Origin of the sequence: Microbacterium sp. KHB019 (genome assembly GCF_037285405.1) — a bacterium.
Lineage (GTDB): Bacteria > Actinomycetota > Actinomycetes > Actinomycetales > Microbacteriaceae > Microbacterium.
Genome location: NZ_JBBDHF010000001.1, coordinates 937,709 through 959,571, shown reverse-complemented (window position 1 = coordinate 959,571; position 21,863 = coordinate 937,709). Strand labels below are relative to the sequence as shown.

The 21,863-nt window shown below is 67.9% G+C and carries 22 protein-coding genes and 2 riboswitches; of the genes, 7 read left to right on the top strand and 15 right to left on the bottom strand.

Annotation, left to right across the window (positions count from 1 at the left end):
- Window positions 1-6 precede the first annotated feature (6 nt).
- From KHB019_RS04685 to KHB019_RS04670, 4 genes are all read right to left on the bottom strand, one after another.
- Window positions 7-396 (bottom strand): barstar family protein, encoded by a 390-nt coding sequence (locus KHB019_RS04685; RefSeq protein ID WP_230102101.1) that lies wholly within the window; start codon window positions 394-396, stop codon window positions 7-9.
- Window positions 396-944 (bottom strand): type 1 glutamine amidotransferase domain-containing protein, encoded by a 549-nt coding sequence (locus KHB019_RS04680; RefSeq protein WP_325471300.1) that lies wholly within the window; start codon window positions 942-944, stop codon window positions 396-398. Before KHB019_RS04680 ends, KHB019_RS04685 begins: the two co-directional genes overlap by 1 nt.
- Window positions 945-985: 41 nt before the next feature.
- Window positions 986-1,156, bottom strand: coding sequence for a hypothetical protein (locus KHB019_RS04675; protein ID WP_325471301.1), 171 nt, complete (start codon window positions 1,154-1,156; stop codon window positions 986-988).
- 127 nt (window positions 1,157-1,283) lie between these two features.
- Window positions 1,284-1,583, bottom strand: coding sequence for a Fe-S cluster assembly protein HesB (locus tag KHB019_RS04670; protein ID WP_230102103.1), 300 nt, complete (start codon window positions 1,581-1,583; stop codon window positions 1,284-1,286).
- A gap of 218 nt (window positions 1,584-1,801) precedes the next feature.
- Here KHB019_RS04670 and KHB019_RS04665 point away from each other — a divergent pair, with 218 nt between their 5' ends.
- Complete coding sequence (locus KHB019_RS04665) at window positions 1,802-2,257, top strand: SRPBCC family protein (RefSeq protein WP_230102334.1); 456 nt, start codon at window positions 1,802-1,804, stop codon at window positions 2,255-2,257.
- A 57-nt stretch (window positions 2,258-2,314) separates the two neighbouring features.
- Here the strand turns inward: KHB019_RS04665 and KHB019_RS04660 are convergent, their stop codons facing one another.
- The 3 genes from KHB019_RS04660 to KHB019_RS04650 are packed head-to-tail and all read right to left on the bottom strand — an operon-like array spanning window position 2,315 to window position 3,898.
- Window positions 2,315-2,728 carry a GNAT family N-acetyltransferase gene (locus KHB019_RS04660; RefSeq protein WP_230102335.1) on the bottom strand — a complete coding sequence of 138 codons (414 nt, stop codon included), beginning with the start codon at window positions 2,726-2,728 and terminating at the stop codon, window positions 2,315-2,317.
- Between the two features lie 44 nt (window positions 2,729-2,772).
- Window positions 2,773-3,348 (bottom strand): 1-acyl-sn-glycerol-3-phosphate acyltransferase, encoded by a 576-nt coding sequence (locus KHB019_RS04655; protein ID WP_230102104.1) that lies wholly within the window; start codon window positions 3,346-3,348, stop codon window positions 2,773-2,775.
- Window positions 3,349-3,394: 46 nt separating this feature from the next.
- Window positions 3,395-3,898 (bottom strand): DUF6328 family protein, encoded by a 504-nt coding sequence (locus KHB019_RS04650; protein ID WP_230102105.1) that lies wholly within the window; start codon window positions 3,896-3,898, stop codon window positions 3,395-3,397.
- A 119-nt stretch (window positions 3,899-4,017) separates the two neighbouring features.
- On the opposite strand from KHB019_RS04650, the gene KHB019_RS04645 reads away from it, so the two are divergent.
- On the top strand, window positions 4,018-4,152 hold the full coding sequence (locus tag KHB019_RS04645) for a hypothetical protein (protein ID WP_290368240.1): 135 nt from the start codon (window positions 4,018-4,020) through the stop codon (window positions 4,150-4,152).
- A 27-nt stretch (window positions 4,153-4,179) separates the two neighbouring features.
- On the opposite strand, the gene KHB019_RS04640 is transcribed toward KHB019_RS04645, so the two are convergent.
- Window positions 4,180-5,589 (bottom strand): MDR family MFS transporter, encoded by a 1,410-nt coding sequence (locus KHB019_RS04640; protein ID WP_230102336.1) that lies wholly within the window; start codon window positions 5,587-5,589, stop codon window positions 4,180-4,182.
- Between the two features lie 225 nt (window positions 5,590-5,814).
- Between KHB019_RS04640 and KHB019_RS04635 the strand changes: the two genes are divergently transcribed.
- Window positions 5,815-7,875, top strand: coding sequence for an ABC transporter ATP-binding protein (locus KHB019_RS04635; protein ID WP_337458399.1), 2,061 nt, complete (start codon window positions 5,815-5,817; stop codon window positions 7,873-7,875).
- A gap of 27 nt (window positions 7,876-7,902) precedes the next feature.
- Here KHB019_RS04635 and KHB019_RS04630 read toward each other — a convergent pair whose 3' ends face one another.
- From KHB019_RS04630 to KHB019_RS04600, 7 genes are all read right to left on the bottom strand, one after another.
- Window positions 7,903-8,676 (bottom strand): SDR family NAD(P)-dependent oxidoreductase, encoded by a 774-nt coding sequence (locus KHB019_RS04630; protein WP_337458178.1) that lies wholly within the window; start codon window positions 8,674-8,676, stop codon window positions 7,903-7,905.
- Between the two features lie 37 nt (window positions 8,677-8,713).
- A complete protein-coding gene (locus KHB019_RS04625; RefSeq protein ID WP_337458177.1) occupies window positions 8,714-9,655 on the bottom strand; it encodes a glycosyltransferase family 2 protein in 942 nt (313 codons plus the stop codon).
- A gap of 157 nt (window positions 9,656-9,812) precedes the next feature.
- Window positions 9,813-10,949, bottom strand: a complete 1,137-nt coding sequence (locus tag KHB019_RS04620) for a cysteine desulfurase family protein (RefSeq protein ID WP_337458176.1) — start codon at window positions 10,947-10,949, stop codon at window positions 9,813-9,815.
- Window positions 10,950-10,951: 2 nt separating this feature from the next.
- On the bottom strand, window positions 10,952-11,803 hold the full coding sequence (gene nadC / locus KHB019_RS04615) for a carboxylating nicotinate-nucleotide diphosphorylase (protein ID WP_337458175.1): 852 nt from the start codon (window positions 11,801-11,803) through the stop codon (window positions 10,952-10,954).
- Window positions 11,803-13,284: an L-aspartate oxidase gene (nadB, locus tag KHB019_RS04610; RefSeq protein WP_337458174.1), complete on the bottom strand. Its 1,482-nt coding sequence runs from the start codon at window positions 13,282-13,284 to the stop codon at window positions 11,803-11,805. Before nadB ends, nadC begins: the two co-directional genes overlap by 1 nt.
- Window positions 13,281-14,573, bottom strand: a complete 1,293-nt coding sequence (gene nadA / locus KHB019_RS04605) for a quinolinate synthase NadA (protein WP_337458173.1) — start codon at window positions 14,571-14,573, stop codon at window positions 13,281-13,283. The genes nadB and nadA overlap by 4 nt, the downstream gene beginning before the upstream one ends.
- Window positions 14,574-14,658: 85 nt before the next feature.
- Window positions 14,659-15,324: an NUDIX hydrolase gene (locus tag KHB019_RS04600; protein WP_325471303.1), complete on the bottom strand. Its 666-nt coding sequence runs from the start codon at window positions 15,322-15,324 to the stop codon at window positions 14,659-14,661.
- Window positions 15,325-15,384: 60 nt separating this feature from the next.
- Window positions 15,385-15,478, top strand: a riboswitch (glycine riboswitch).
- 1 nt (window position 15,479) lies between these two features.
- Window positions 15,480-15,570, top strand: a riboswitch (glycine riboswitch).
- Window positions 15,571-15,627: 57 nt separating this feature from the next.
- On the opposite strand from KHB019_RS04600, the gene gcvT reads away from it, so the two are divergent.
- The 4 genes from gcvT (at window position 15,628) to KHB019_RS04580 (ending at window position 21,859) form a co-directional block, all read left to right on the top strand.
- The gene (gene gcvT / locus KHB019_RS04595; RefSeq protein WP_337458172.1) at window positions 15,628-16,731 is read left to right on the top strand and encodes a glycine cleavage system aminomethyltransferase GcvT; all 1,104 of its coding nucleotides are present in this window, start codon (window positions 15,628-15,630) and stop codon (window positions 16,729-16,731) included.
- Complete coding sequence (gene gcvH, locus KHB019_RS04590) at window positions 16,728-17,105, top strand: glycine cleavage system protein GcvH (RefSeq protein ID WP_337458171.1); 378 nt, start codon at window positions 16,728-16,730, stop codon at window positions 17,103-17,105. The genes gcvT and gcvH overlap by 4 nt, the downstream gene beginning before the upstream one ends.
- A gap of 62 nt (window positions 17,106-17,167) precedes the next feature.
- A complete protein-coding gene (gcvP, locus tag KHB019_RS04585) occupies window positions 17,168-20,005 on the top strand; it encodes an aminomethyl-transferring glycine dehydrogenase (RefSeq protein WP_443193194.1) in 2,838 nt (945 codons plus the stop codon).
- A 231-nt stretch (window positions 20,006-20,236) separates the two neighbouring features.
- Complete coding sequence (locus tag KHB019_RS04580) at window positions 20,237-21,859, top strand: peptide ABC transporter substrate-binding protein (RefSeq protein WP_230102115.1); 1,623 nt, start codon at window positions 20,237-20,239, stop codon at window positions 21,857-21,859.
- Window positions 21,860-21,863 lie beyond the last annotated feature (4 nt).

The following is a 21,863-nucleotide window of genomic DNA, read 5'->3' as shown; positions in this document are numbered from 1 at the left end:
CGGCGCCTACTGCAGCCGCAGGTCGATGAGCGGGTGATCGGCGAACACCTCGAGCACGATCTCGAAGTAGGTCTTGCCCTTTCCAGCGCGCAGCGCGTCCAGGTCTGCCATGAGCCGGGCCTCGTTGAACGTTCCAGGCTGGGCGAGCTTGCCGAGCAGCCATCTCTGCGTCTCGTCGAACCCGAGCACCTCCCGGCTGCGCGAATGGTCGCGCCATACGACGACCACTGGCTCCCCGTCGCGCGACTCGGCATCCAGGCGGTACAGGATGTCGTTCAGCGCGTCCAGGCTCGCGCCCATCCGCCAATCCTCATCGCGCATGAACTCGCGGTTGAACTGTTCGTAGAGGTCGGAGATCCCGTTGATCCCTGACCCGTCCAGGCGATATTCGGTCATCAGGGGTGCTGACCGGCGTGCGACCCTTCGCCGATCTCCTCGATCGTCTTGGAGTTGAACGCCGGCAGATCATCGGGGGTGCGGCTCGACACGAGCCCGCTGTCGACCGCCACCTGCCGATCGACCCAGGTGGCCCCAGCGTTGCGCAGGTCGGTTCGCAGGCTCGGGTAACTCGTCAGCGTGCGCCCGCGGACGACATCGGCCTCGATGAGGATCCAGGCGCCATGGCAGATCACCGACACCGGCTTGTGCGCCTCGAAGAACGCTTTGGCGAACGCCACGGCATCCCGATCCATCCGAAGATGATCGGCGTTCACGACGCCACCGGGCAGCACGAGGGCGTCGAAGTCGGACGCATCTGCATCCGCGACGTCCTGGTCGACCTTCTGCTCGTGTCCGTTCTTGCCGGTCACGGTCTGGTCAGCTGGTGAGATCAGCCGGACCCGTGCTCCGGCATCCATCACCGCACCCCAGGGACTGGTCAGTTCGCTGTCTTCGAATCCGTCGGTGAGCAGGAACGCCACCGTCTTGCCATCAAGCTGTGCCATGATCTCTCCTCGTTCGTGATGGTCTCGCGGACGGTTCGGCGTCACAGGCGCCGAGGCGGCGGATTCTGTGAATCCTTGGGGTCGGGTACGGCCGGGGTTCCCGTCTGCACGCCGTCGGGGGTGATGGGCTCGAAACCGTCGCTGTCGTCTCGAGTGTTCTCTGCGGGCGCGTCGGTGAGTTGCTCGTCTTCCGGGTCCTTCGGATCGGACATGATGTCTTCCTTCCGTTCGATGGCCCCATACTGTTGCAGATCTCGCGGATCCCACGAGGGGCTTGACGTGCGAGGACAAAGAAGGTGGGATGCCGGAGCACCCCACCTTCTCGTACTTCTCACATCGTCACGCCGGCTGCGGCAGGATCGTGAAGCTCACTGCGCCTTGGTCGTCCACCCCGGCGTCGAGCACCTTGTCCGAGAGGGCCTCGGCGGCGGTGTCCTCCAGGAAGACTCGGCTCGCCGGTCCTTCGACGACGACATCGGCGGGCTCGGGAGTGGGCACGACGTGAACGGCGAAACGTGCTTCGCCGTTCGGTCCCTGCCCCTCCGCGGTCTGGATGCGCAGTCCCGCCTCTGCACCGGCATCCTCTCGGCCGACGATCGTGGTGACGACGGCATCTGCATTCTCGGTCAGGGTGAGCACAGCGCTCTCCTTCCGTTTTGCGGACATGCTCCGGTCAGAACATGTCCGGGCCACGATTCCGCACCCTGCCGTCGTCTTCAAGCTCAGCTCAGGATTCGGAGGAACCTCTCATGTCCAGGTGCATCGGGCTTCTCGATCGTGTCAACCCCCTGTGCCATGGACAGTCGGCCGGGCTGACTGGCATCGATACCGAGAACACCGAGACAGAGGAGCAGAACATGGTGCAGATCATCGAGACCGTCGACGTCGAGGTTCCCGTTCGCGCGGCGTACGACCAGTGGACCCAGTTCGAGAGCTTTCCGGAGTTCCTCGAAGAGGTCGTCTCCCTGACGCAGGTCGACGACACGAACACGCACTGGAAGGTGAAGGTCGGCGGCACGGAGCGGGAGTTCGACGCCGTCATCACCGAGCAGCACCCGGACGAGCGCGTCGCCTGGACGAGCACGGGTGGCGAGACCGAACACGCCGGCGCAGTCACGTTCCACAAGCTCGACGACGCGTCCACGCGCGTGACCGTCCAGATCGACTGGGAGCCCGAAGGCTTCGTCGAGAAGGCCGGGTCGATGCTCGGCGTCGGATCTCACGCAGTGAAGAAGGATCTTCAGAACTTCAAGGAGTTCATCGAAGCGCGCGGGTCGGAGACCGGCGCATGGCGCGGTGACGTCGAAGCCTGAGAGAGCCCGCGAGAGCTTCGGGGGATCCCCACCCTCGGGGCTCTTGCGACTTCGCGGTCAGCTGCGCAGCCGCTTGCGCAGGAACACCTGCTCGATTCCGTCACCCTGAGGAACACGGTGCGTCTCGACGTAGCCGCACGATTCGTACAGACGGATGTTCGCTTCGCTCAGACTGCCGGTGAACAGCTCGGCCTCGTTCGCCGAGCTGGCCTTCTCAGTCGCCTCGAGCAGGGCGCGGCCGATGCCCTCGCCCTGCATGTCCGGCGCGATCGCTATGCGCCCGATGAGCAGCAGATCACCGTCCTGCACTGCGCGGATGACCCCGACGAGTCGGGAGTCCACACGAGCGACCCAGCCGGAGTTCTCGGCGATCTCCGCGCGCACCTGTTCGAGCGTCTGCGTCAGCGGCGGCATGTCAGCGTCGCCGTAGATGAGGGCTTCCGACACGAAAGCCGCGCGTTGCACGGTCATGATCTCACCGGCGTCATCCGGTGAGATGGGGTCGATCGTGAGGTTCACGGACGCGGCTCCTCTTCGCGCAGACGGGGTTCGCTGCGCCGCTCGGGTCGAAACCCGGACTTATCCGCATAGAACGCGCGGATCCGGTCCATGTCGGCACGCACATCGCCGGTCAGCTCGAACGTCGGGCCGAGTCCTGTCGTCATCGTCGTGCGATCAACGAAGCACAGCGTCACCGGCATCCCGGCGTCGCGCGCGATGCGGTAGAAACCCGATTTCCAGTAGTCGTTGCTGCCGCGCGTGCCGTCAGGAGTGATCACGAGACCGAAGACCTCCCCGGCGCGAGCGAGCGCGACGACATCGTCGACCACCCTGCTCGCGTCCGCCCGATCGACCGGGATCCCCCCGAGTCTGCGCATCAGCGGTGCGCGCCAGCCGGCGAACAGGCTCTTCTTGCCGAGCCAGCGGATGTCGACGCCGAGCCGCCAGGCGATCGCGAGCATGAGGATGAAATCCCAGTTCGACGTGTGCGGAGCACCCACGAACACGGTCGGGCGGTCAGGGGCCGATTCGCCGACGAGCTTCCAACGGCTGACAGCCCAGAAAGCGCGGGCGATGAGTCGTCGCAGCATCCTCCCACCGTAGGACACGCGGTATGCGTGATCGGGCATGGGGAGCTCAGGACTGCTGCCGTCCGCGCCCGATCAACAGCGGCAGAACGAGCCACAGGCTCAGCACCACGACGGCGCCGACGATGAGGACGACGACCGAGACCGTGCGGTCGAGCGCGAAATCGACGACCAGCACCGTCACCCCGACGCTCAGGATGCCGACGACCACGAGATTCGCCTTGACGAGTCGTGCTGCGATTCGCACGAGCTCGGGCTTGCGTCGCCTGCCGAACAGCGAGCGGTGCATCCCCACAGGGGCGAGCGCGAGAATAGTGGCCAGCGCGGCGAGACCCACCAGAACCAGGTACAACCCCACCTGCAGCGGATCCAGCTCCGTGAATCTCGGCTGAAACGCCACGGCCAGCAGGAACCCCGAAAGCACCTGAGTGCCGGTCTGCATGACCCGCAGCTCTTGCATGAGCTCATCCCAGTTGCGGTCGGCGCGCTCGTTCGCCGTCTCATCGCGGCCGTCTTCGCTCAGGGCGTCCTCGGTGGGGGCGTCGTGGTCCATGTGCCGAGTCTGGTCAGACGAGGACGGTCCTGTCCAGACCCTTGACGGCGTCGGGCAGCGCGTCCGCGACTGCCCAGGATGACGGGGCCGGTTCCGGCATTCCGGCGTAGCATGGAGGCATGACTTCATCGCAGACCACGCAGGCGGCCGCCACGCAGGACGCGCAGCCGCTCGCCGCGCCCGCCGGCCTCAACCTTCTGGGTGAGACGAACGCGGGTGGATGCTGCGGCGCCGACGGGTGCTGCTCGCTCTGACGCAGAACCCGTCGACCCCGTCAGCTGTCAGTGCCCGCCGACGAACTCACCGTCGACGTCGTCTGCAGGCTTGCGGACGAAAGCACTGAGAACGACCGCGCCGAGCGAGATGATCGCGGCGATCAGGAACGCCATACGCGCGCCCGGTGCGCCGGCGACCGCGGTGTCGAGACCCTCGTGCTCGCCTGCATGCAGGATCGACGAGTACGTCACCGTCAGCAGGGCGACACCGGCAGCGCCGGCGACCTGCTGAATCGTGTTCAGCGCGGCAGAACCGTGCGAGTACAGGTGTCGACGCAGCGAACCAAGCGACGACGAGAACAGCGGGGTGAACGACATCGCGAGTCCGACCGACATCACGGTCTGCGCGATCACGAGCATCCACCACTCGGTGTGCTCTCCGACGGTCGAGTAGAAGAACAGCGCGGCCGAGACCATGATCGTTCCTGGTACGAGAAGCGTCCGCGTACCGCGTGCGTCGTAGATGCGACCCATGAGCGGTCCGAGCAGGCCCATCAGCACGGAGCCGGGCAGCAGGATCAGACCGGCCTGGAGCGGATCGAGGCCGGCGACGTTCTGCAGGTACTGCGGCAGCAGGGTGAGCGTGCCGAACATCGACAGCGCGAGGATCGCCATGACGATCACCGCGACCGTGTAGTTGCCGGTGCGGAACACGCGCAGATCCAGCAGGGCGTCATCGACACGCTGCAGCACGAGCTGCCGCCACACGAACAGGGCGAGGGCGATGGCACCGACGGCGAGTGAGACGATGCCGATCGTCGCACCGCCTGATGCGCTCTCGCCGCCGAACTGGCTCAGGCCGTAGACGACGCCGCCGAAGCCGAAGGCGGACAGCACGATCGAGAGGACATCGATCGGGGCGTTGCGGGTCTCGCCGAGGTTCGTCATCCACTTGGCACCCATCGCCAGGGCGATGATCGCGATCGGGAGGACGATGGCGAACAGCACGCGCCAATTGAACGCGTCGAGGACGGCGCCGGCGAGCGTCGGGCCGATCGCGGGCGCGAGCGAGATGACGAGGCCGACCCGGCCCATCATCCGACCTCGCGACTGCGGTGGGACGACGTTCATCATGGTCGTCATGAGCAGCGGCATCATGATGCCCGTACCGCCGGCCTGGATGACGCGTCCGACGAGGAGCACCGTGAATCCGGGTGCGAGCAGGCAGACGAGGGTGCCGAGTGTGAACGCGCTCATCGCGGCGATGAAGATCTGACGCGTCGTGAAGCGCTGCAGCAGGAAGCCGGTCGTGGGGATGACGACGGCCATCGTGAGCATGAACGCGCTCGTGAGCCACTGACCGAGCTCGGGCGGGATGCCGAGGTCGGTGTTCAAGTGCGGGATCGCGATCCCCATCGTCGTCTCGTTGAGGATCGCGACGAACGCGGCGACGAGCAGCAGCCAGATGACGCGCATGTCGGAGGGCGCGATGACGGGCGCGGCCTTGACGACAGGAACAGAACCGGTGGAAGTGGTGGCCAAAACGTCTCCTCAACGGCATGGGGTGGGCGGGAAGGCCGGGCGCGGAGCCGACAGATCTGGCATCCGCTCGTGCGCGACGTTCCAGGATAACCCCCTGAGGATGCTCCGCATTCCCGTCGCCGCCACATTTTTTCGGCGGTTTAGGCTGAGCGCATGAGCATGGGTGGAATGGGCGGCGGACGCGGCGGCGGTGGCGGCGGATTCCGGGGTGTCGACGAGGCCGCGCAGAAGAAGCTGAACGCGCAGGCGCCCAGGATCGACGGCCTCGGCAGGCGAGTCGTGGCGCTGTTCCGGCCCTACCTCGGCCGCATCATCGTCACCGGCATCCTCGTGATCGCCGGTGCCGCCATCGCGGTGATCCCGCCGCTCATCGTGCAGCGCATCTTCGATGACGCTCTCTTCCCGACAGACGGCGGCAACCCCGAGATCGGACTGCTCATCCGCCTCGTCCTCGCCATGGTCGGGCTGTTCCTCTTCTCCGCCGTGCTCGGCGTCGCGCAGACGTGGCTGACCTCGACGGTCGGCAACAGCGTCACCGGAGACCTGCGTGTTCGGCTGTTCGAGCACCTGCAGGCCATGGAGCTCGGATTCTTCACCCGGACCAAGACCGGCGTGATCCAGTCGCGTCTGCAGAACGACGTCGGCGGGGTATCCGGAGTGCTGACGAACACGGTCACAAGCATCCTGGGCAATGTCGTGACGGTGATCGCGTCGCTCGTCGCGATGATCCTCATCGATTGGAGGCTGACGCTGATCGCGGTCGTGCTGATGCCGTTCCTCATCGTCGTGCAGCGCAAGGTCGGACAGGTGCGCGCTCGGATCGCGGGGGAGACGCAGGAGTCGCTGTCAGAGCTCACCTCGATCACGCAGGAGACCCTGAGCGTCTCGGGGATGCTGCTGTCGAAGTCGTTCAACAGACAGCGGACGGAGTCCGACCGGTACCAGTCGGAGAACCGCAACCAGGTGACGCTGCAGGTACGGCGGGCCATGAGCGGTCAGGGCTTCTTCGCCGTCGTGCAGGTGCTGATGGCATCCGTCCCCGCCGTCATCTATCTCGTGGCCGGATACCTCATCGCGGGCGGCGAGGGCGCCATCACCGCCGGAACCGTCGTCGCGTTCACCACGGTGCAGGCGCGACTGCTGATGCCGCTGATGGGTCTCATGCGCGTATCGCTCGATCTGCAGACGTCGTCCGCACTGTTCGCGCGCATCTTCGAATACCTCGACCTTGTGCCCGAGATCGAGGACGCCCCGGATGCCATTGCGGTGTCGCAGGCGCCAGGGCCTCGTGGACGCCTCGAGTTCCAGGACGTCGTCTTCCGATACCCGGATGCCGCACCCGACACCCGGCCGACGCTGCAGGGAGTCTCGTTCACAGCCGACCCCGGTCAGCACGTCGCGTTCGTCGGACCGTCCGGTGCAGGCAAGACGACGGTGCTGTACCTCGCGCCCCGGCTGTACGAGGCTCACGGCGGCTCGGTGCTGTTCGCCGGCGCCGATGTGCGAACGCTGACGCAGGAGTCGATCATCGATGACGTCGGCATCGTGTCGCAGGAGACGTACCTGTTCCATGCGACGATCCGCGAGAATCTCCTCTACGCCAAGCCCGGCGCCACGGAGGATGAGCTGATCGCGGCCTGCCAGGCGGCCAACATCCACCACATCATCGCCGGATTCGAGCGCGGCTACGACACGATCGTCGGCGAACGCGGCTACCGGCTCTCCGGGGGAGAGAAGCAGCGCATCGCGATCGCCAGGGTGCTCCTGAAGGACCCGCCGGTGCTGCTGCTCGACGAGGCCACGAGCGCCCTGGACACCGTGTCCGAGCGGGTCGTGCAGGAGGCCCTGGACGAGGCCGCCAGGGGGCGGACGGTGCTGTCGATCGCGCATCGCCTGTCGACGGTGATGGGTGCGGATGTCATCCACGTCCTCGAGGCCGGGAGGATCGTCGAGTCGGGCACACACGCGGAGCTGCTCGCGGCCGGGGGGCTGTACGCCGAGCTCGCGGCTCAGCAGGTCGCCGCATCCCAGATTCTGAACACCGAGGCGGAGATCGAGCAGGGCGTCTCCGGCGGTCTGATGGCGGCGTTCGCCGACCGGCGGGCGGATCGCGCGCCCGACGGCTCAGTCGCAGAGGATGCCGTGAACACACTCACCGCGTCGGTGCCGCTCCTGGACGGGCAGGGGACGGACCAGCGCGTCTACCCGGCCGAGGGGTGAGTCGCGGCGGGCTCGTGCGGGCGGCTCTCAGTGCGCCGACATGCCGCCGTCGACGAAAAGGGAATGGCCGGTGACATAGGCCGAGCCCGCCCCGGCCAGGAAGACCGCTGCTGATGCGAAGTCCTCCGGCAGGCCGTTGCGGCCGATCATCGTCCGGTCGGCGAGCTCGGCGACCTTCGCCTGGTCGTCCTGCAGTCGCGCATTCAGCGGCGTGAGCACGAAGCCGGGCACGAGCGCGTTGCTGGTGACGCCGTGGTGGCCCCAGGCCTCGGCCTCCGACCGCATCAGGGACTCCACTGCGCCCTTCGACGCGCCGTACACGCCGCTGCCGACGAAAGCGCGGTGCGCCTGCTGAGAGCTGATGTGGATGAGCCGCCCGTACCCGCGCTCGGCCATGCCCTGTGCGTACCGCTGCCCGAGCAGGAACGGTGCCAGCGCGTTCACGGTCATGGTGGCGTCCCAGTCGGACTCGGTGATCTCCGCGAACGGCGGGCGGATGTTGATGCCGGCAGAGTTCACGAGGATGTCCGGCTCGCCGAACGGCGTCGTCGCGTCCTCGGCGGCGGCGTGGATGCCGTCGCGGGTGCTGAGATCGCCCACGACTCCGGCAGCCCGCGCGCCGAATGCCGACAGCTCGGTGACGGTCTCGTCGATGCGTTCGCGCCCGCGCGCGACGATGACGACGGATGCTCCGGCACGCGCGAGTGCGGTGGCGATGCCGCGCCCGATGCCTGAGCTGCCGCCGGTGACCACCGCCGTGCGGCCATCGAGCGAGAACAGCTCGGAGAGGTAGGAATTCATCAGGCTCCCTTCGCGCAGGATTCGCGCCTCGTCGGATTCACCATGCCAGCGCGGCCGCGATGTTCGGATCGGGGCGGGCCTCGGCGTATTCGGGCAGGGACCGCAGGTCGTCGAGGAACTCCGTGAGCGCGGCGCTGTAGCCCGGGTCGTCGTGCGTGGCCGCGATCGCCTGGAGAGGAGGGACGTCCATCGCGAGGATGAGGTCGAGCCGTGCGACGACAGCAGCGATCGCGCCCGCTTGGTGAAGCACGCGGATGCCGCCGCGGAGAGCCTCGAGGTAGTCGCGCAGCACCGGCAGCCGCGACCTGCCCTGCGTGATCGAGGTGCCATCGGCGCGGAGGCGCCAGTTCACCACGACATCCGGGATGACATCGAACGCCGTCGCCCGGGTGTACATCCGCTGGGCGACGACCTGATCCTCATAGGCGACGTCTTCGGGGAATCGCAGGTCGGCCCAGAAGTCCGTGCGACTGATTTTCGACCAGGCGACGATGTTCGCCGAGGCCGCGGGGTGCTCGAAGATGTTCGTGCGCATCCGCTCGGGCGCTGTTGCTGCGACGGTCCAGGGCTGCACGCGTCCTGGCGCGTATGAACCTCCGCGCAGACGGGAGCGGACGTAGGCGCCGGCGACGAAGGCGCTGCCGGTCTCGAGCAGCGTCCCCGTCAGACGCGCGAGTGCGGTCGGGGTGAGCTCGTCGTCGCCGTCCAGGAACCCGAGCAGGGGAGTGTCGACGAGGTCGAGTCCGACGTTGCGAGCAGCGCCGAGGCCGCGGGACGCCTCGTGGCGCAGAACCGTGAACCGGGAGTCGGATGCCGCGGCATCCGCGAACACGTCGCCCGTGGCATCCACCGACCCGTCGTCGATGAGGACGGCGCGCCAGCGGGGTTCGGTCTGAGCCTGCAGCGAGGCGATCGCCGCCGGCGCGAACGACTCGATGTCGCGGCCGGGGACGATGAGCGTGACGATCGGGTCTGGCACTCGTCGAGCTTATTCGGTCGAGGTCGGCCTCGGCGCTTCGCGCCTGCGCTCAACGACCCGTGCTCAACGACCCGCGAGAACTCTCCTGCGGGTCGTTGAGCGAGCGGAGCGAGACGAAACGGGCTGAGCGAGCCGTAGGCGAGTCGAAGCCTCTCGCTCAGCCGGAAACCGCGGTAACCGCATCCGCCACGAGGGCGGCGAGGCGCTCGGGTGCGTCCTCCGGCAGCGGTTCTCTACCGAACGTGAACCGCACCGAGGTCTGCGCGACGTCCGGGGCGACTCCGCACGCCAGCAGCACGTGCGACGGCTCATCGCTGCCCGCAGCGCATGCCGAGCCGCTCGACGAGATCACGCCGCGCCGCTCCAGTTCCAGCAGCACGGCTTCGCCGCTGGTGCCGGCGAACGTGAAGCTCGCGGTGCCCGGCAGCCGATGATCTGCATCGCCGGTCAGTGCAGCCTGCGGCACGTTCGCGAGTACGCCGTCGATGAACAGCGCGGTCTGCGCGCCGACGGAAGCGGCGCGCGAAGCACTCTCGGTCTCCGCGAGCTCCAGCGCCGCCGCGAGTCCCACTGCGCCCGCGACGTTCTCCGTCCCAGAGCGGCGGCCCCGCTCCTGTCCGCCGCCGTGCAGCAGCGGCTCGAGCGGTACCCGGCCGCGCACCGCCAGAGCACCGATGCCCTTGGGGGCGCCGAGCTTGTGCCCCGCGATCGAGACGGCATCGGCGCCGAGCTCACCCAGCGGCAGCCACCCGGCGGACTGCACGGCATCCAGGTGGAAGGGGACGCCGGCATCCTTCGCGATCCGGGCGAGGGACACGGCGTCCTGCACCGTGCCGATCTCGTTGTTCGCATGGCCGAGCGAGACCAGTGCGGTGTCATCGCGCATCGCCGCAGCGAGCGAGTCGGGAGAGACGCGGCCCGTGCCGTCGACGTCGACCATGGTCACTGTGACGCGATGGAACCGTTTCAAGTACGCCGCCGATTCGAGGATCGACTCGTGCTCGATCGTCGAGGTGATCAGGTGCGCACGACCGCGGTCGAGAGCGGCCAGCACGATGCCTTTCACTGCGAGGTTGTTCGCCTCGGTGCCGCCCGCCGTGAAGATCACATCGCCGGCCCGCATGCCCAGCACCCGCGCGACGCGCGCCCTGGCGTCCTCGAGCGCGCTCGCCGCCGCCTCACCGGCCGTGTGGTGACTGGACGGGTTGCCGAACACTCCGGTGAGGTACGGGCGCATCGCGCCGAGCACCTCCGGACGCGCCGGGGAAGTCGCTGCGTGGTCGAGATAGAGCATGCTCAGCCGATCCGCACGTCCAAGCCGAGATCGAGCGCGCGGGCCGAGTGCGTGAGTGCGCCGACCGAGATGATGCCGACACCGGTCTCGGCGATCGCCCGCACCGTGTCGAGATTCACTCCTCCGGATGCCTCGACCTTCGCGCGGTCACCGATCAGAGCCACGCCGGCGCGCAGGTCGTCGAGCGAGAAGTTGTCCAGCAGAACCGTGTTCGCGCCCCCGGCGAGCACGGTCTCGATCTGATCGAGCCGGTCGACCTCGATCACGACGTGCGTGGTGTGCGGAAGCTTCGACAGCGCCGCGCGCAGAGCCTGGGCGAGGTCACCGCGTGCTGAGGTCAGCACGGCGAGGTGGTTGTCCTTGGCCATCACGGCATCCGACAGGGAGAAACGGTGGTTGCTTCCGCCGCCCGAGACGACCGCATGCCGCTCGAAGGCGCGGAGCCCCGGCGTGGTCTTGCGGGTGTCTGCGATGCGCGCACCGGTGCCGTGGACGGCGCGCACGTACTGTGCGGTCAGCGTGGCGATGCCGCTCATCCGCTGCGTGAAGTTCAGCGCGACTCGCTCGGCCGTCAGGATGCTGCGCGCCGGTCCTGATACGGACGCCAGCACGTCGCCAGGGGCGAAGTCGTCGCCCTCGCCGACGTGCACGTCGACGGTGAGCGACGGGTCGGTGAGGGCGAACGCCGCCGAGAAGACGTCGCCGCCGCTGAACACGCCCGGCTCACGCGCCGTGAGGTCGGCGGTCGCCGTGAGATCAGCCGGCAGCAGCGTCGTGCTCGTGAGATCGCCCCACGGCGAATCCTCTTCGAGAGCGGCACCGACGACGCGGGTGAGGGTGGCGGTGGTGAGCATCAGGCTCCGATCAGGGCGGGTTCGAGTTCGAGATGGTGCGCGCCGACGGACTCGGTGCGCGCGAGGGCAGCGGATGCCATCGCCTCGGCGACCAGGAGCAGGTCGGCGTCTTCGTGCTCGGTGCGGGTGGTCGGGGCCGGGGCGGCGGCGCGCCACGCGCGGATCGTCTCGAGAGCCTCTGCGATTCCGGTGCGGGTGCGGAGGAGCCCGACGTGGTCCCACATCAGGTGCTGGAGTGCGCTTCGTGAGAAACCAACGACGTTCAGGTCGCGAATTCCGCCGCTCAGAACCGCGGATACCGGCATGATTCGCGATCTGAACAGGCTGCTCGTCACAGCATCCGCGGCTCGCGCTCCGAAGACCGCGGCCTCGAGCAGCGAGTTCGACGCCAGGCGGTTCGCGCCGTGCACCCCGGTGCGGGCGACCTCGCCGGCGGCGAAGAGCCCCGGCACCGATGTACGTCCGTCGAGGTCCGTGACCACGCCGCCCATCAGGTAGTGCGCGGCCGGCGTCACCGGAATGGGCTCCCGCGACCAGTCGAACCCCCGCTCCCGTGTGACGCGGTCGATCGTCGGGAACCGCTCGGCGAGACGCGAGGCGCCGATCATCGTCGCATCCAACCGCACCGGCGATCCCTGAGACGCAGCCTGACGGGCGACTGCCCGCGCGACGACGTCCCGCGGGGCGAGTTCGCCGTCCGCATGCACCTCGAACACGAACCGTCGCCCCTCGTCGTCGATGAGCGCCGCACCCTCGCCGCGCACGGCCTCGGAGATGAGGAATGGCTCACCGGCATCCAGAACCGTCGGATGGAACTGAACGAACTCCAGGTCGGCGACCATGGCGCCGGCCCGCAGTGCTGCAGCGATGCCGTCGCCCGTCGCGCCGGGCGGGTTGGTCGTGTGCGCGAACAGTCGCCCCGCGCCGCCGGTCGCGAGGATCACGGCATCCGCATGGATCTCAGTGCAGGCGCCGCCCCGCAGGATCCGGATGCCGCGCACGGAACCGTCGTGCGCGAGAAGATCCACGAGCAGCGCGTGTTCGATCACCTCGATGCTCGACGACCACACTTTCGCGACCAAGGCGCGAGATATCGCCGCACCCGTCGCGTCTCCGCCGGCGTGCACGATGCGTGCGTGCGTGTGAGCGGCCTCGCGGCCGAGCAGGAGCATCCCGTTCGCATCGCGATCGAACGCGACCCCACGAGCGATCAGCTCGGCGATGCGCGCCGATCCGTCATGCACGAGAATGTCGACGGCTGCTGGATCCGACCACCCTGCGCCCGCCGCAAGCGTGTCCGACGCGTGCAGGGCGGGGGAGTCGTCGGGGCCGTAGACCCCGGCGACGCCGCCCTGCGCGAGTGGCGTGCAGCCGCCGCCGAGCGCGTCCTTCGTCACAAGCGTCGTCCGGTGCCCGGCATCGGCCGCATGCAGCGCCGCGGTGAGACCCGCGATCCCGGAGCCGACCACGATGACATTCATGAGCGGGGCTTCGCTGCCAGCATCCGCTCGAGGGCGACGCGGGCCGGATCTGCGACCTCCGCCGTCACGGAGATCTGGTTGACGACGCGGCCGGCGACGAGCTCTTCGAGCACCCACGCGAGGTAGCCGGGGTGGATGCGGTACATCGTCGAGCACGGGCAGACGACGGGGTCGAGGCAGAAGGTCTCGTGCTGCGGGAACTGCGCCGCGAGCCGACGCACGAGGTTGATCTCGGTGCCGATCGCGAAGGTCGTGGGCGTCGTCGCGGCGGCGATCGCGCGGCGGATGTAGTCGGTGGAGCCTGCCTCGTCGGCGGCATCCACGACTTCCATCGGGCACTCGGGGTGCACGATAACGCGGACATCCGGATGCGCGGCTCGCGCCTGGTCGATCTGCGCGACGGTGAACCGGCGGTGCACCGAGCAGAAGCCGTGCCAGAGGATGACCTCGGAGTCCTCCAGGTCGGTGGCGGACGACCCGCCGAGGGGGCGTCGCGGGTTCCACATCGGCATCCGCTCGAGCGGCACGCCCATCGCCTTGGCGGTGTTGCGGCCGAGGTGCTGATCGGGGAAGAACAGCACACGCTGGCCGCGCTCGAACGCCCATTCCAGCACTGTCTCTGCGTTCGACGAGGTGCAGACGATGCCGCCGTGCCGGCCGACGAAGCCCTTGATCGCTGCGGAGGAGTTCATATAGGTGACCGGAATGACCGGCACGCGGCCGTCGGCGTCGACGCGGTCGAGTGGGCCGAGGACGTCGGCGAGCTGCTCCCAGCAGTCCTCGACCTGGTCGATGTCGGCCATGTCGGCCATCGAGCAGCCGGCCGCGAGGTTCGGAAGGATCACGGCCTGGTCGGGGGTAGAGAGCAGGTCGGCGGTCTCGGCCATGAAGTGCACGCCGCAGAAGACGATCGCCTCCGCATCGGGATGCTCGAGCGCGGCGTTCGCGAGCTGGAACGAGTCGCCCACGTAGTCGGCGTGCTGCACGACCTCTTCGCGCTGGTAGAAGTGCCCGAGCACGACGACGCGGTCGCCGAGCGCGGCCTTGGCTGCGCGGATGCGCCGCTCGAGATCGGCCTCGTCCGCCTCGCGGTACGCCGCAGGCAGCTCGCCCTGTCGAGGAGCACCGGTCGGGATGACGTCGCCCATCGACGAGCCGGGCCCATAGCCGGGGATGCTGTCGAAGGTCCACGGGCTCGCGGCGAGATCGGTGCTGCACGAGTCAGCCGGCGCCGCCTGGATCAGGTGGTCGACTGAGGGGTCTGTGATGCGAATGGTCGAGGTTGGCATCGGGGCGCCGCCTTATGGTCGAATCGACACTTACTGTGCAGGATCAGATTATGTCGACCTGACCATAAGTGCAATTCGCGGTGCGTCAGGTTCCCGTCGCAAGGCGGAACAGGCGGGCGGGGCGGTGCTTGCCGGTGCGGAACGACTCCGTCGGCACGAGCTCGTCCGATCCTTCGAGCAGACGCCGGAAGTTCGACGGATCCAGCCTGCGGCCGAGCACCGTCTCGTAGACCTCGCGCAGCTCGGTGAGTGTGAACTCGTCGGGCAGCAGCCCCGCGCCGATCCAGCTGTAGCCGACTTTGTTCCGCAGCCGCCACAGCGCGTATTCGACGATGCGGTTGTGATCGAACGCCAGCGTCGGCAGGTCGTCCACGTCGAACCACTCGACGTTCTCGGGCGCCCCGGCGGCACCGCGCTGAGCATCCACGAGGTCCGAGCGCAGCAACGCCCAGTAGACGATCGAGACGGCGCGCGCGGGAGAGCGATCGACGTCGCCGAACGTATAGAGCTGCTCGAGATGGCTGGGCCCCAATGCTGTCGTCTCAGCGAGGGTGCGGGATGCTGCGGCATCCAGGTCTTCCGCCGGATCGAGCCAGCCGCCTGGCAGCGCCCACATGCTCAGGTGCGGCTCGCGCGTGCGCCGGACCAGAGGCAGCATGAGCCGGTCGCCGTCGTCGCCCGCCCGCAGCGAGAAGATGACGGTCGAGACGGCGACGCGGATCGCGTCGGAACTGGCTGGGGATGCGTCCACATGATCGAGCGTAGATGAGCGGTGCGGCTATGCTGGGAGCGCTAAGTGAACACAGGCCGCATGACCTGCGCGGGAGAGCCCGATGAACGCGATCGGGCACCGAAGGAGCAAGCCTCCCCGCCAATCTCTCAGGTATCCATACCGCGCACGTCCGGCCGCTCTGAAAAGCGATCTCACGATCCGCCGACGGTGAAAGCCCCCGTGCGCAACGGGCGGCGAAACTCTCAGGCCCATGACAGAGGGGGAGTTCTCGGATACCGTGCATTCCGTACGGCATCCTTCCGATCGATACGGGAGAACTCCATGACCGAGGCCCGCTACACCCCGCTTCGCGAGCGACATGAGTCGCTCGGCGCGTCCTTCACGGACTTCGGCGGCTGGCAGATGCCGGTTCGCTACACCTCCGACCTCGCCGAGCACCACGCCGTGCGTCAGGCGGCAGGGCTCTTCGACATCTCGCACATGGCTGAGTTCACGATCGAGGGGCCGGATGCCGCGGCCTACCTGGACTACGCACTCGCGGGCCGCCTGTCGACCATGGCGGTCGGCAAGGCGAAGTATTCGCTGCTGCTCGCCGAGGACGGCGGCATCATCGATGATGTCATCGTCTATCGACTCGGGGGCGACAGCTTCCTGATCATCTCTAACGCGGGCAACCGGGACGCCGTCGCCGCGGCGCTTCCGGAACGCACCGGCGGGTTCGACGTCATCGTCGCCGACGTGTCTGACGGCTACGCGCTCATCGCCGTCCAGGGTCCTGCATCCGAAGCGATCGTCTCGCAGATCGCCGGCGTCACCGAGCTCGGCGCACCATGGAGCGACCAGAAGTACTACGCGTGGTCCGACGCCCTCTTCCTCGGGCATCCGCTGTTGATCGCACGCACCGGCTACACGGGCGAGGACGGCTTCGAGCTGCTCGTCCGCGCCGAGGACGCCGCAGACCTATGGGACGCGGCGCTCGCCGCCGGCAGCCCGCACGGACTCGTCCCCGCAGGGCTCGCAGCCCGCGACACCCTTCGCCTCGAGGCGGGCATGCCGCTGTACGGCCACGAGCTCTCGCTCGACACGAAGCCCGCGCAGGCGGGCCTCGGCCGCGTCGTGGCATCCGACAAGGAGGACTTCGTCGGAAAGTCGTCCACCGGCGCAGACGGCGCCCGCGTGCTCGTCGGCCTCGAGGCCGAGGGCAAGCGCGCCGGCCGCGCCGGCTACGCCGTCGTCGCCGAGGACGGCACCGTGCTCGGCGAGGTCACGTCCGGCGCGCTCAGTCCGACGCTCGGCCACCCGATCGCGATGGCTTACATCGACCCCGCGTCCGCCGATGCGGGAACCACCGTCTACCTGGATGTGCGGGGCACCAAGATCCCCGCGACCGTCACCGCCCTGCCTTTCTACCGGAGGAAGAAATGACCGATCTCACCGCTCTCAAGTACACCGACGAGCACGAGTGGCTCGCCATCGACGGCACCACGGCGACTGTCGGCATCACCGACTACGCCGCTGACAAGCTCGGCGACGTCGTCTTCGTCGAACTCCCTGCCGTCGGCACCGAGATCACCGCCGGCGCGGTGGTCGGCGAGGTCGAGTCGACCAAGTCGGTGGGCGAGCTCTACGCGCCCTTGGCGGGCACGGTCACCGAGATCAACGACGCCGTCGTCGACGACCCGTCGCTGGTGAACGCCGAGCCGTTCGAGGGCGGCTGGCTCATCAAGGTGACGATCGCGGACGGCGCGGCCGAGGGTCTGCTCGACCGCGACGCCTACGTCGCCCTGACGGAGGGTTGACCCCACTCGTGACAGGCTTCGCCGATCGCCACATCGGAACCACCGCTCAGACGCAGTACACGATGCTCGAGACACTCGGGCTCACGGCAGCGACCGACGACATCAGCCCGGTCGAGGCGCTGATGCGTCAGGCGGTTCCCGGTGCCATATACACCGACGTCAAGACCGCGTTCGGAGAGACACGCATCCCCCACGCCGCCACCGAGGCCGAGGCGCTCGCGGAGCTCCGCGGTTTCGCATCGCGCAACACGGTGAACACCCCGATGATCGGGCTCGGCTACTACGGCACGATCACCCCGAGTGTCATCCAGCGGAACGTGCTCGAGAACCCGTCCTGGTACACCGCCTATACGCCGTACCAGCCCGAGATCTCGCAGGGGCGCCTCGAGGCGCTCATCAACTTCCAGACGATGGTCGCCGACCTGACCGGCCTCACGACCGCGAACGCGTCGATGCTCGACGAGTCGACGGCGGTCGCCGAGGGGATGCTGCTGGCCAGGCGCGCGTCCAAGGCGAAGTCGAACGTGTTCGTCGTCGACGCCGATGCGTTCCCGCAGACGAAGGCACTGCTCGCGACGCGGGCCGAGGCGCTGGGCATCGAGCTCGTCGAGCGCGACCTGTCCGGCGGCGAGGCTCTGCCGGAGGAGCTGTTCGGCGTCTTCGTGCAGTACCCCGCGGCATCCGGTCTCATCTGGGACCCGTCGGCCGTGATCGACGCCGCGCACCTCGCCGACGGTCTCGCGGTCGTGGCGGCCGATCTGCTCGCCCTCACCCTGATCTCCTCGCCCGGCTCGCTCGGCGCCGACGTCGCGGTGGGCACGACCCAGCGCTTCGGGGTGCCGATGGCCTTCGGCGGTCCGCACGCCGGGTACATGGCCGTCCGTCAGGGACTCGAGCGTCAGCTGCCAGGACGCCTGGTCGGGGTCTCTGTGGATGCCGACGGCAAGCCCGGGTACCGCCTGTCGCTGCAGACCCGCGAGCAGCACATCCGCCGTGAGAAGGCGACTTCGAACATCTGCACCGCACAGGTGCTGCTCGCCGTCATGGCGTCGATGTACGCGGTCTACCACGGCCCGGACGGGCTGGCGAACATCGCACGCAACGTCGCGCTCCGCGCATCGATGTTCCGCGACTGGCTGGTCGAGGCGGGCGCAGAGGTCGTCCACGACGCGTTCTTCGACACGGTCGAGGTGCGCACTTCTGATGCCGCGGCGGTCGTGGCCCGTGCACACGACGAGCTCGGCATCCTGCTCCGCCTCGTCGACGAGAACACGATCGGCATCTCGGTCGACGAGACGACGGACTTCGGCGCGTTGCACCAGGTGGCGATCATGTTCGGCGGCAAGGAGCAGCGCTCGTTCGGCTTCTTCGGAAGCGGGTCGCACGGCGCTCTGCCGGAGCAACTCCACCGCAAGGACGAGTTCCTCACCCACCCCGTCTTCCACGTGCACCGCTCCGAGACCGCCATGATGCGGTACCTGAAGAGCCTCGCCGACCGCGACTACGCGCTCGACCGCGGGATGATCCCGCTCGGCTCGTGCACGATGAAGCTCAATGCGGCGACCGAGATGGCGTCGATCACGTGGCCGGAGTTCGCGCAGATCCACCCGTTCGCGCCGGAGTCCGACGTCGAGGGCTACCTCGAGATGATCGATCAGCTCGAGGGCTGGCTCGCCGAGGTGACCGGCTACGACGCGGTCTCGCTGCAGCCGAACGCCGGCTCGCAGGGCGAACTCGCCGGGCTCCTCGCGATCCGCGGCTACCATCTGGCGAACGGCGACGAGCACCGCACCGTGTGCCTGATCCCGTCGTCCGCGCACGGCACGAACGCGGCATCCGCCGTGCTCGCTGGCATGAAGGTCGTCGTGGTGGCCTGCGATGAGCTCGGCAACGTCGATCTCGACGACCTGCGGGCGAAGATCTCGGCGCACGCCGACGAGATCGCGGCGCTCATGATCACGTATCCGTCGACGCACGGCGTCTACGAGCAGGATGTCGTCGACATCACGACCGCGGTGCACGACGCCGGCGGCCAGGTGTACGTCGACGGCGCCAACCTCAACGCGCTGCTCGGCTTCGCCCGCTTCGGCGACCTGGGCGGCGACGTCTCGCACCTGAACCTGCACAAGACGTTCGCGATCCCGCACGGCGGTGGGGGACCCGGCGTGGGACCGGTGGCCGCCAAGGCGCACCTCGCCGAGCACCTGCCGTCGCACCCGCTCGCGCAGCGCGCGGCACACGCGGGCGGATTCGAATTCGCGGGCGGCCCGGTGTCGGCCGCACCGTACGGCTCTGCCGGCATCCTGCCGATCTCGTGGTCGTACGTGCGCATGATGGGCGCCGAAGGACTGCGGGATGCCACGGCCGCGGCCGTCCTCTCGGCGAATTACATCGCCGCACGCCTGCGCGACCACTATCCGGTGCTGTACACCGGCGAGCACGACCGCGTCGCCCACGAGTGCATCCTGGATCTGCGTCCGCTCAAGGAGGCCACCGGCATCACGGTCGACGACGTCGCGAAGCGCTTGATCGACTACGGCTTCCACGCGCCGACCATGTCGTTCCCCGTGCCGGGGACGCTCATGGTCGAGCCGACGGAGTCGGAGGACATCGGCGAGATCGACCGGTTCATCGAGGCGATGATCATGATCAAGCAGGAGGCGGAAGCGGTGGCGGCCGGTCGCTGGCCGACCGACGACAACCCGCTCGTGAACGCACCGCACACCGCCGTCTCGCTGATCTCGGGGGAGTGGAACCACGCCTACACCCGCGAGGATGCTGCCTACCCCGTGCACTCCCTCGTCGCGGGCAAGTACTGGCCGCCGGTGCGCCGGATCGACCAGGCGTACGGCGACCGCAACCTGGTGTGCGCCTGCCCGCCTGTGGAGGCCTTCGCGTAGGTCCTCTTCCCGATCGACAAAACCACGCCGAGACGACGTCGTAACGACGTCGTCTCGGCGTGGTTTTGCGGTATCGGGAAGCGTGGTTGGTAATTCCTGTCCGATCGTTCAGTAACGGTTGATTAACGGAGGGACACGGATGCGAGTTGCGGGCACCACGTCGGGTTATTCTCGACTATCTGCCTCTCGAAGACGAGGGGGTGCACTTCTACATGTCCACAGGAGGACAACGTGAAGAGAAAAAGGATTCTGCTGGCGACCGTCGGCCTGCTTGCTGCAGGCGCGATCGCCCTCTCCGGATGCTCATCGAGCACTGGCGGCGGTGACAGCGACGGCGGAGGCGGCGGAGCCTCTACCGGCATCGTCACGGTTCAGAGTAATGAGCCCCAGAACCCGCTGATTCCGGCTGTGACTAACGAGGTCGGTGGCGGTCTTGCGCTGCAGAACCTCTTCGCGGGCCTGGTGTACTACGAAGCCGACGGCGCGATGGCGATGGACGTCGCCGAGTCGATCGAGTCCGAGGACAACCAGCTCTGGACTATCAAGATCAAGGAAGGCACGAAGTTCAGCGATGACACTCCTGTCACCGCCGAGTCGTTCGTGAAGGCCTGGCAGTACGCGGCATCCGACGCGGCCTTCGAGAACCAGTGGTGGTTCGCGAACTTCGAGGGATACTCCGCCGAAGGCGGCGAAGACACTCTCTCGCTCGAGGTCGTCGACGACACCACCTTCACCGTCCAGCTCGCCGCACCGCAGTCGGACTTCCCGATCAGTCTCGGCTACCAGGTGTTCTCTCCGCTGCCCGACTCGTTCTTCGACGACCCGGAGGCTTTCGGTCAGGCTCCGGTCGGCAACGGCCCCTACAAGCTCGACAACTGGGAGCACGACCAGGTCATCTCCCTCGTCCCGAACGAAGGCTACGACGGACCCCGCACGCCGCAGAACGGCGGCGTCGACCTCGTCTTCTACGGAACAGGTGAGGCCGCATACGCCGACCTGCTCTCCGACAACCTCGACGTGATCAACCCCGGTGTCCCGCCGTCCGCTCTGGCGACGTACAAGGACGACCTCGGCGACCGCGCCGTCGATCAGCCCGCTGCTATCTGGGAGGGTCTGACCATCCCGGCTCGCCTCGACCACTTCGGCAACGACGAAGAGGGAAACCTGCGTCGCCAGGCGATCTCTTACGCGATCGACCGCGACGAGATCACCGACGTCATCTTCGAGGGCACCCGCACGCCCGCCGTCGACTACACGTCACCGGTCATCGACGGATGGAAGGATGACATCGCCGGTTCAGAGGTCACCCACGCGGACGCCGACAAGGCGAAGGATCTGTGGGCGCAGGCCGACGCCATCTCCCCGTGGAGCGGCACGTTCACCATTGCGTACAACACCGACGGCGGACACCAGCCGTGGGTCGACGCTGTGTCGAACCAGCTGAAGAACACTCTCGGCATCGACGCGCAGGGTCAGGCGTTCCCCGACCTCGCGACGCTGCGTGAGGAGATCAAGAACCGCACGCTGAACGCCGCCACCCGTTCGGGCTGGCAGTTCGACTACCCGGGTGCGTACAACATCCTGGGCGCGCTGTTCATCACCGGCGCCGGTTCCAACGACGGCGACTACTCGAACCCCGAGTACGACAAGCTCGTGCAGGAGGGCGCCACGGCACCGTCCGTCGAAGAGGGCAACGCCAAGTTCGAGCAGGCTCAGGAGGTTCTGTTCAAGGATCTGCCCGTGCTGCCGCTCTGGTACCGGTCGACGAACGCCGGCTATTCCACCGCCGTCGACAACGTCGAGTACGGCTGGGACAGTTGGCCGATCGTCTACCAGATCACGAAGGCGGAGTAAGACA

Excerpts from the sequence above, each read along its gene's own strand:
- KHB019_RS04685 (WP_230102101.1), bottom strand. The coding sequence starts at position 396 with ATGACCGAATATCGCCTGGACGGGTCAGGGATCAACGGGATCTCCGAC.
- KHB019_RS04680 (WP_325471300.1), bottom strand. The coding sequence starts at position 944 with ATGGCACAGCTTGATGGCAAGACGGTGGCGTTCCTGCTCACCGACGGA.
- KHB019_RS04675 (WP_325471301.1), bottom strand. The coding sequence starts at position 1,156 with ATGTCCGATCCGAAGGACCCGGAAGACGAGCAACTCACCGACGCGCCC.
- KHB019_RS04665 (WP_230102334.1), top strand. The coding sequence starts at position 1,802 with ATGGTGCAGATCATCGAGACCGTCGACGTCGAGGTTCCCGTTCGCGCG.
- KHB019_RS04660 (WP_230102335.1), bottom strand. The coding sequence starts at position 2,728 with ATGACCGTGCAACGCGCGGCTTTCGTGTCGGAAGCCCTCATCTACGGC.
- KHB019_RS04655 (WP_230102104.1), bottom strand. The coding sequence starts at position 3,348 with ATGCTGCGACGACTCATCGCCCGCGCTTTCTGGGCTGTCAGCCGTTGG.
- KHB019_RS04650 (WP_230102105.1), bottom strand. The coding sequence starts at position 3,898 with ATGGACCACGACGCCCCCACCGAGGACGCCCTGAGCGAAGACGGCCGC.
- KHB019_RS04645 (WP_290368240.1), top strand. The coding sequence starts at position 4,018 with ATGACTTCATCGCAGACCACGCAGGCGGCCGCCACGCAGGACGCGCAG.
- KHB019_RS04640 (WP_230102336.1), bottom strand. The coding sequence starts at position 5,589 with ATGCGCGTCATCTGGCTGCTGCTCGTCGCCGCGTTCGTCGCGATCCTC.
- KHB019_RS04635 (WP_337458399.1), top strand. The coding sequence starts at position 5,815 with ATGGGTGGAATGGGCGGCGGACGCGGCGGCGGTGGCGGCGGATTCCGG.
- KHB019_RS04630 (WP_337458178.1), bottom strand. The coding sequence starts at position 8,676 with ATGAATTCCTACCTCTCCGAGCTGTTCTCGCTCGATGGCCGCACGGCG.
- KHB019_RS04620 (WP_337458176.1), bottom strand. The coding sequence starts at position 10,949 with ATGCTCTATCTCGACCACGCAGCGACTTCCCCGGCGCGTCCGGAGGTG.
- nadC (WP_337458175.1), bottom strand. The coding sequence starts at position 11,803 with ATGCTCACCACCGCCACCCTCACCCGCGTCGTCGGTGCCGCTCTCGAA.
- nadB (WP_337458174.1), bottom strand. The coding sequence starts at position 13,284 with ATGAATGTCATCGTGGTCGGCTCCGGGATCGCGGGTCTCACCGCGGCG.
- nadA (WP_337458173.1), bottom strand. The coding sequence starts at position 14,573 with ATGCCAACCTCGACCATTCGCATCACAGACCCCTCAGTCGACCACCTG.
- gcvT (WP_337458172.1), top strand. The coding sequence starts at position 15,628 with ATGACCGAGGCCCGCTACACCCCGCTTCGCGAGCGACATGAGTCGCTC.
- gcvH (WP_337458171.1), top strand. The coding sequence starts at position 16,728 with ATGACCGATCTCACCGCTCTCAAGTACACCGACGAGCACGAGTGGCTC.
- gcvP (WP_443193194.1), top strand. The coding sequence starts at position 17,168 with ATGCTCGAGACACTCGGGCTCACGGCAGCGACCGACGACATCAGCCCG.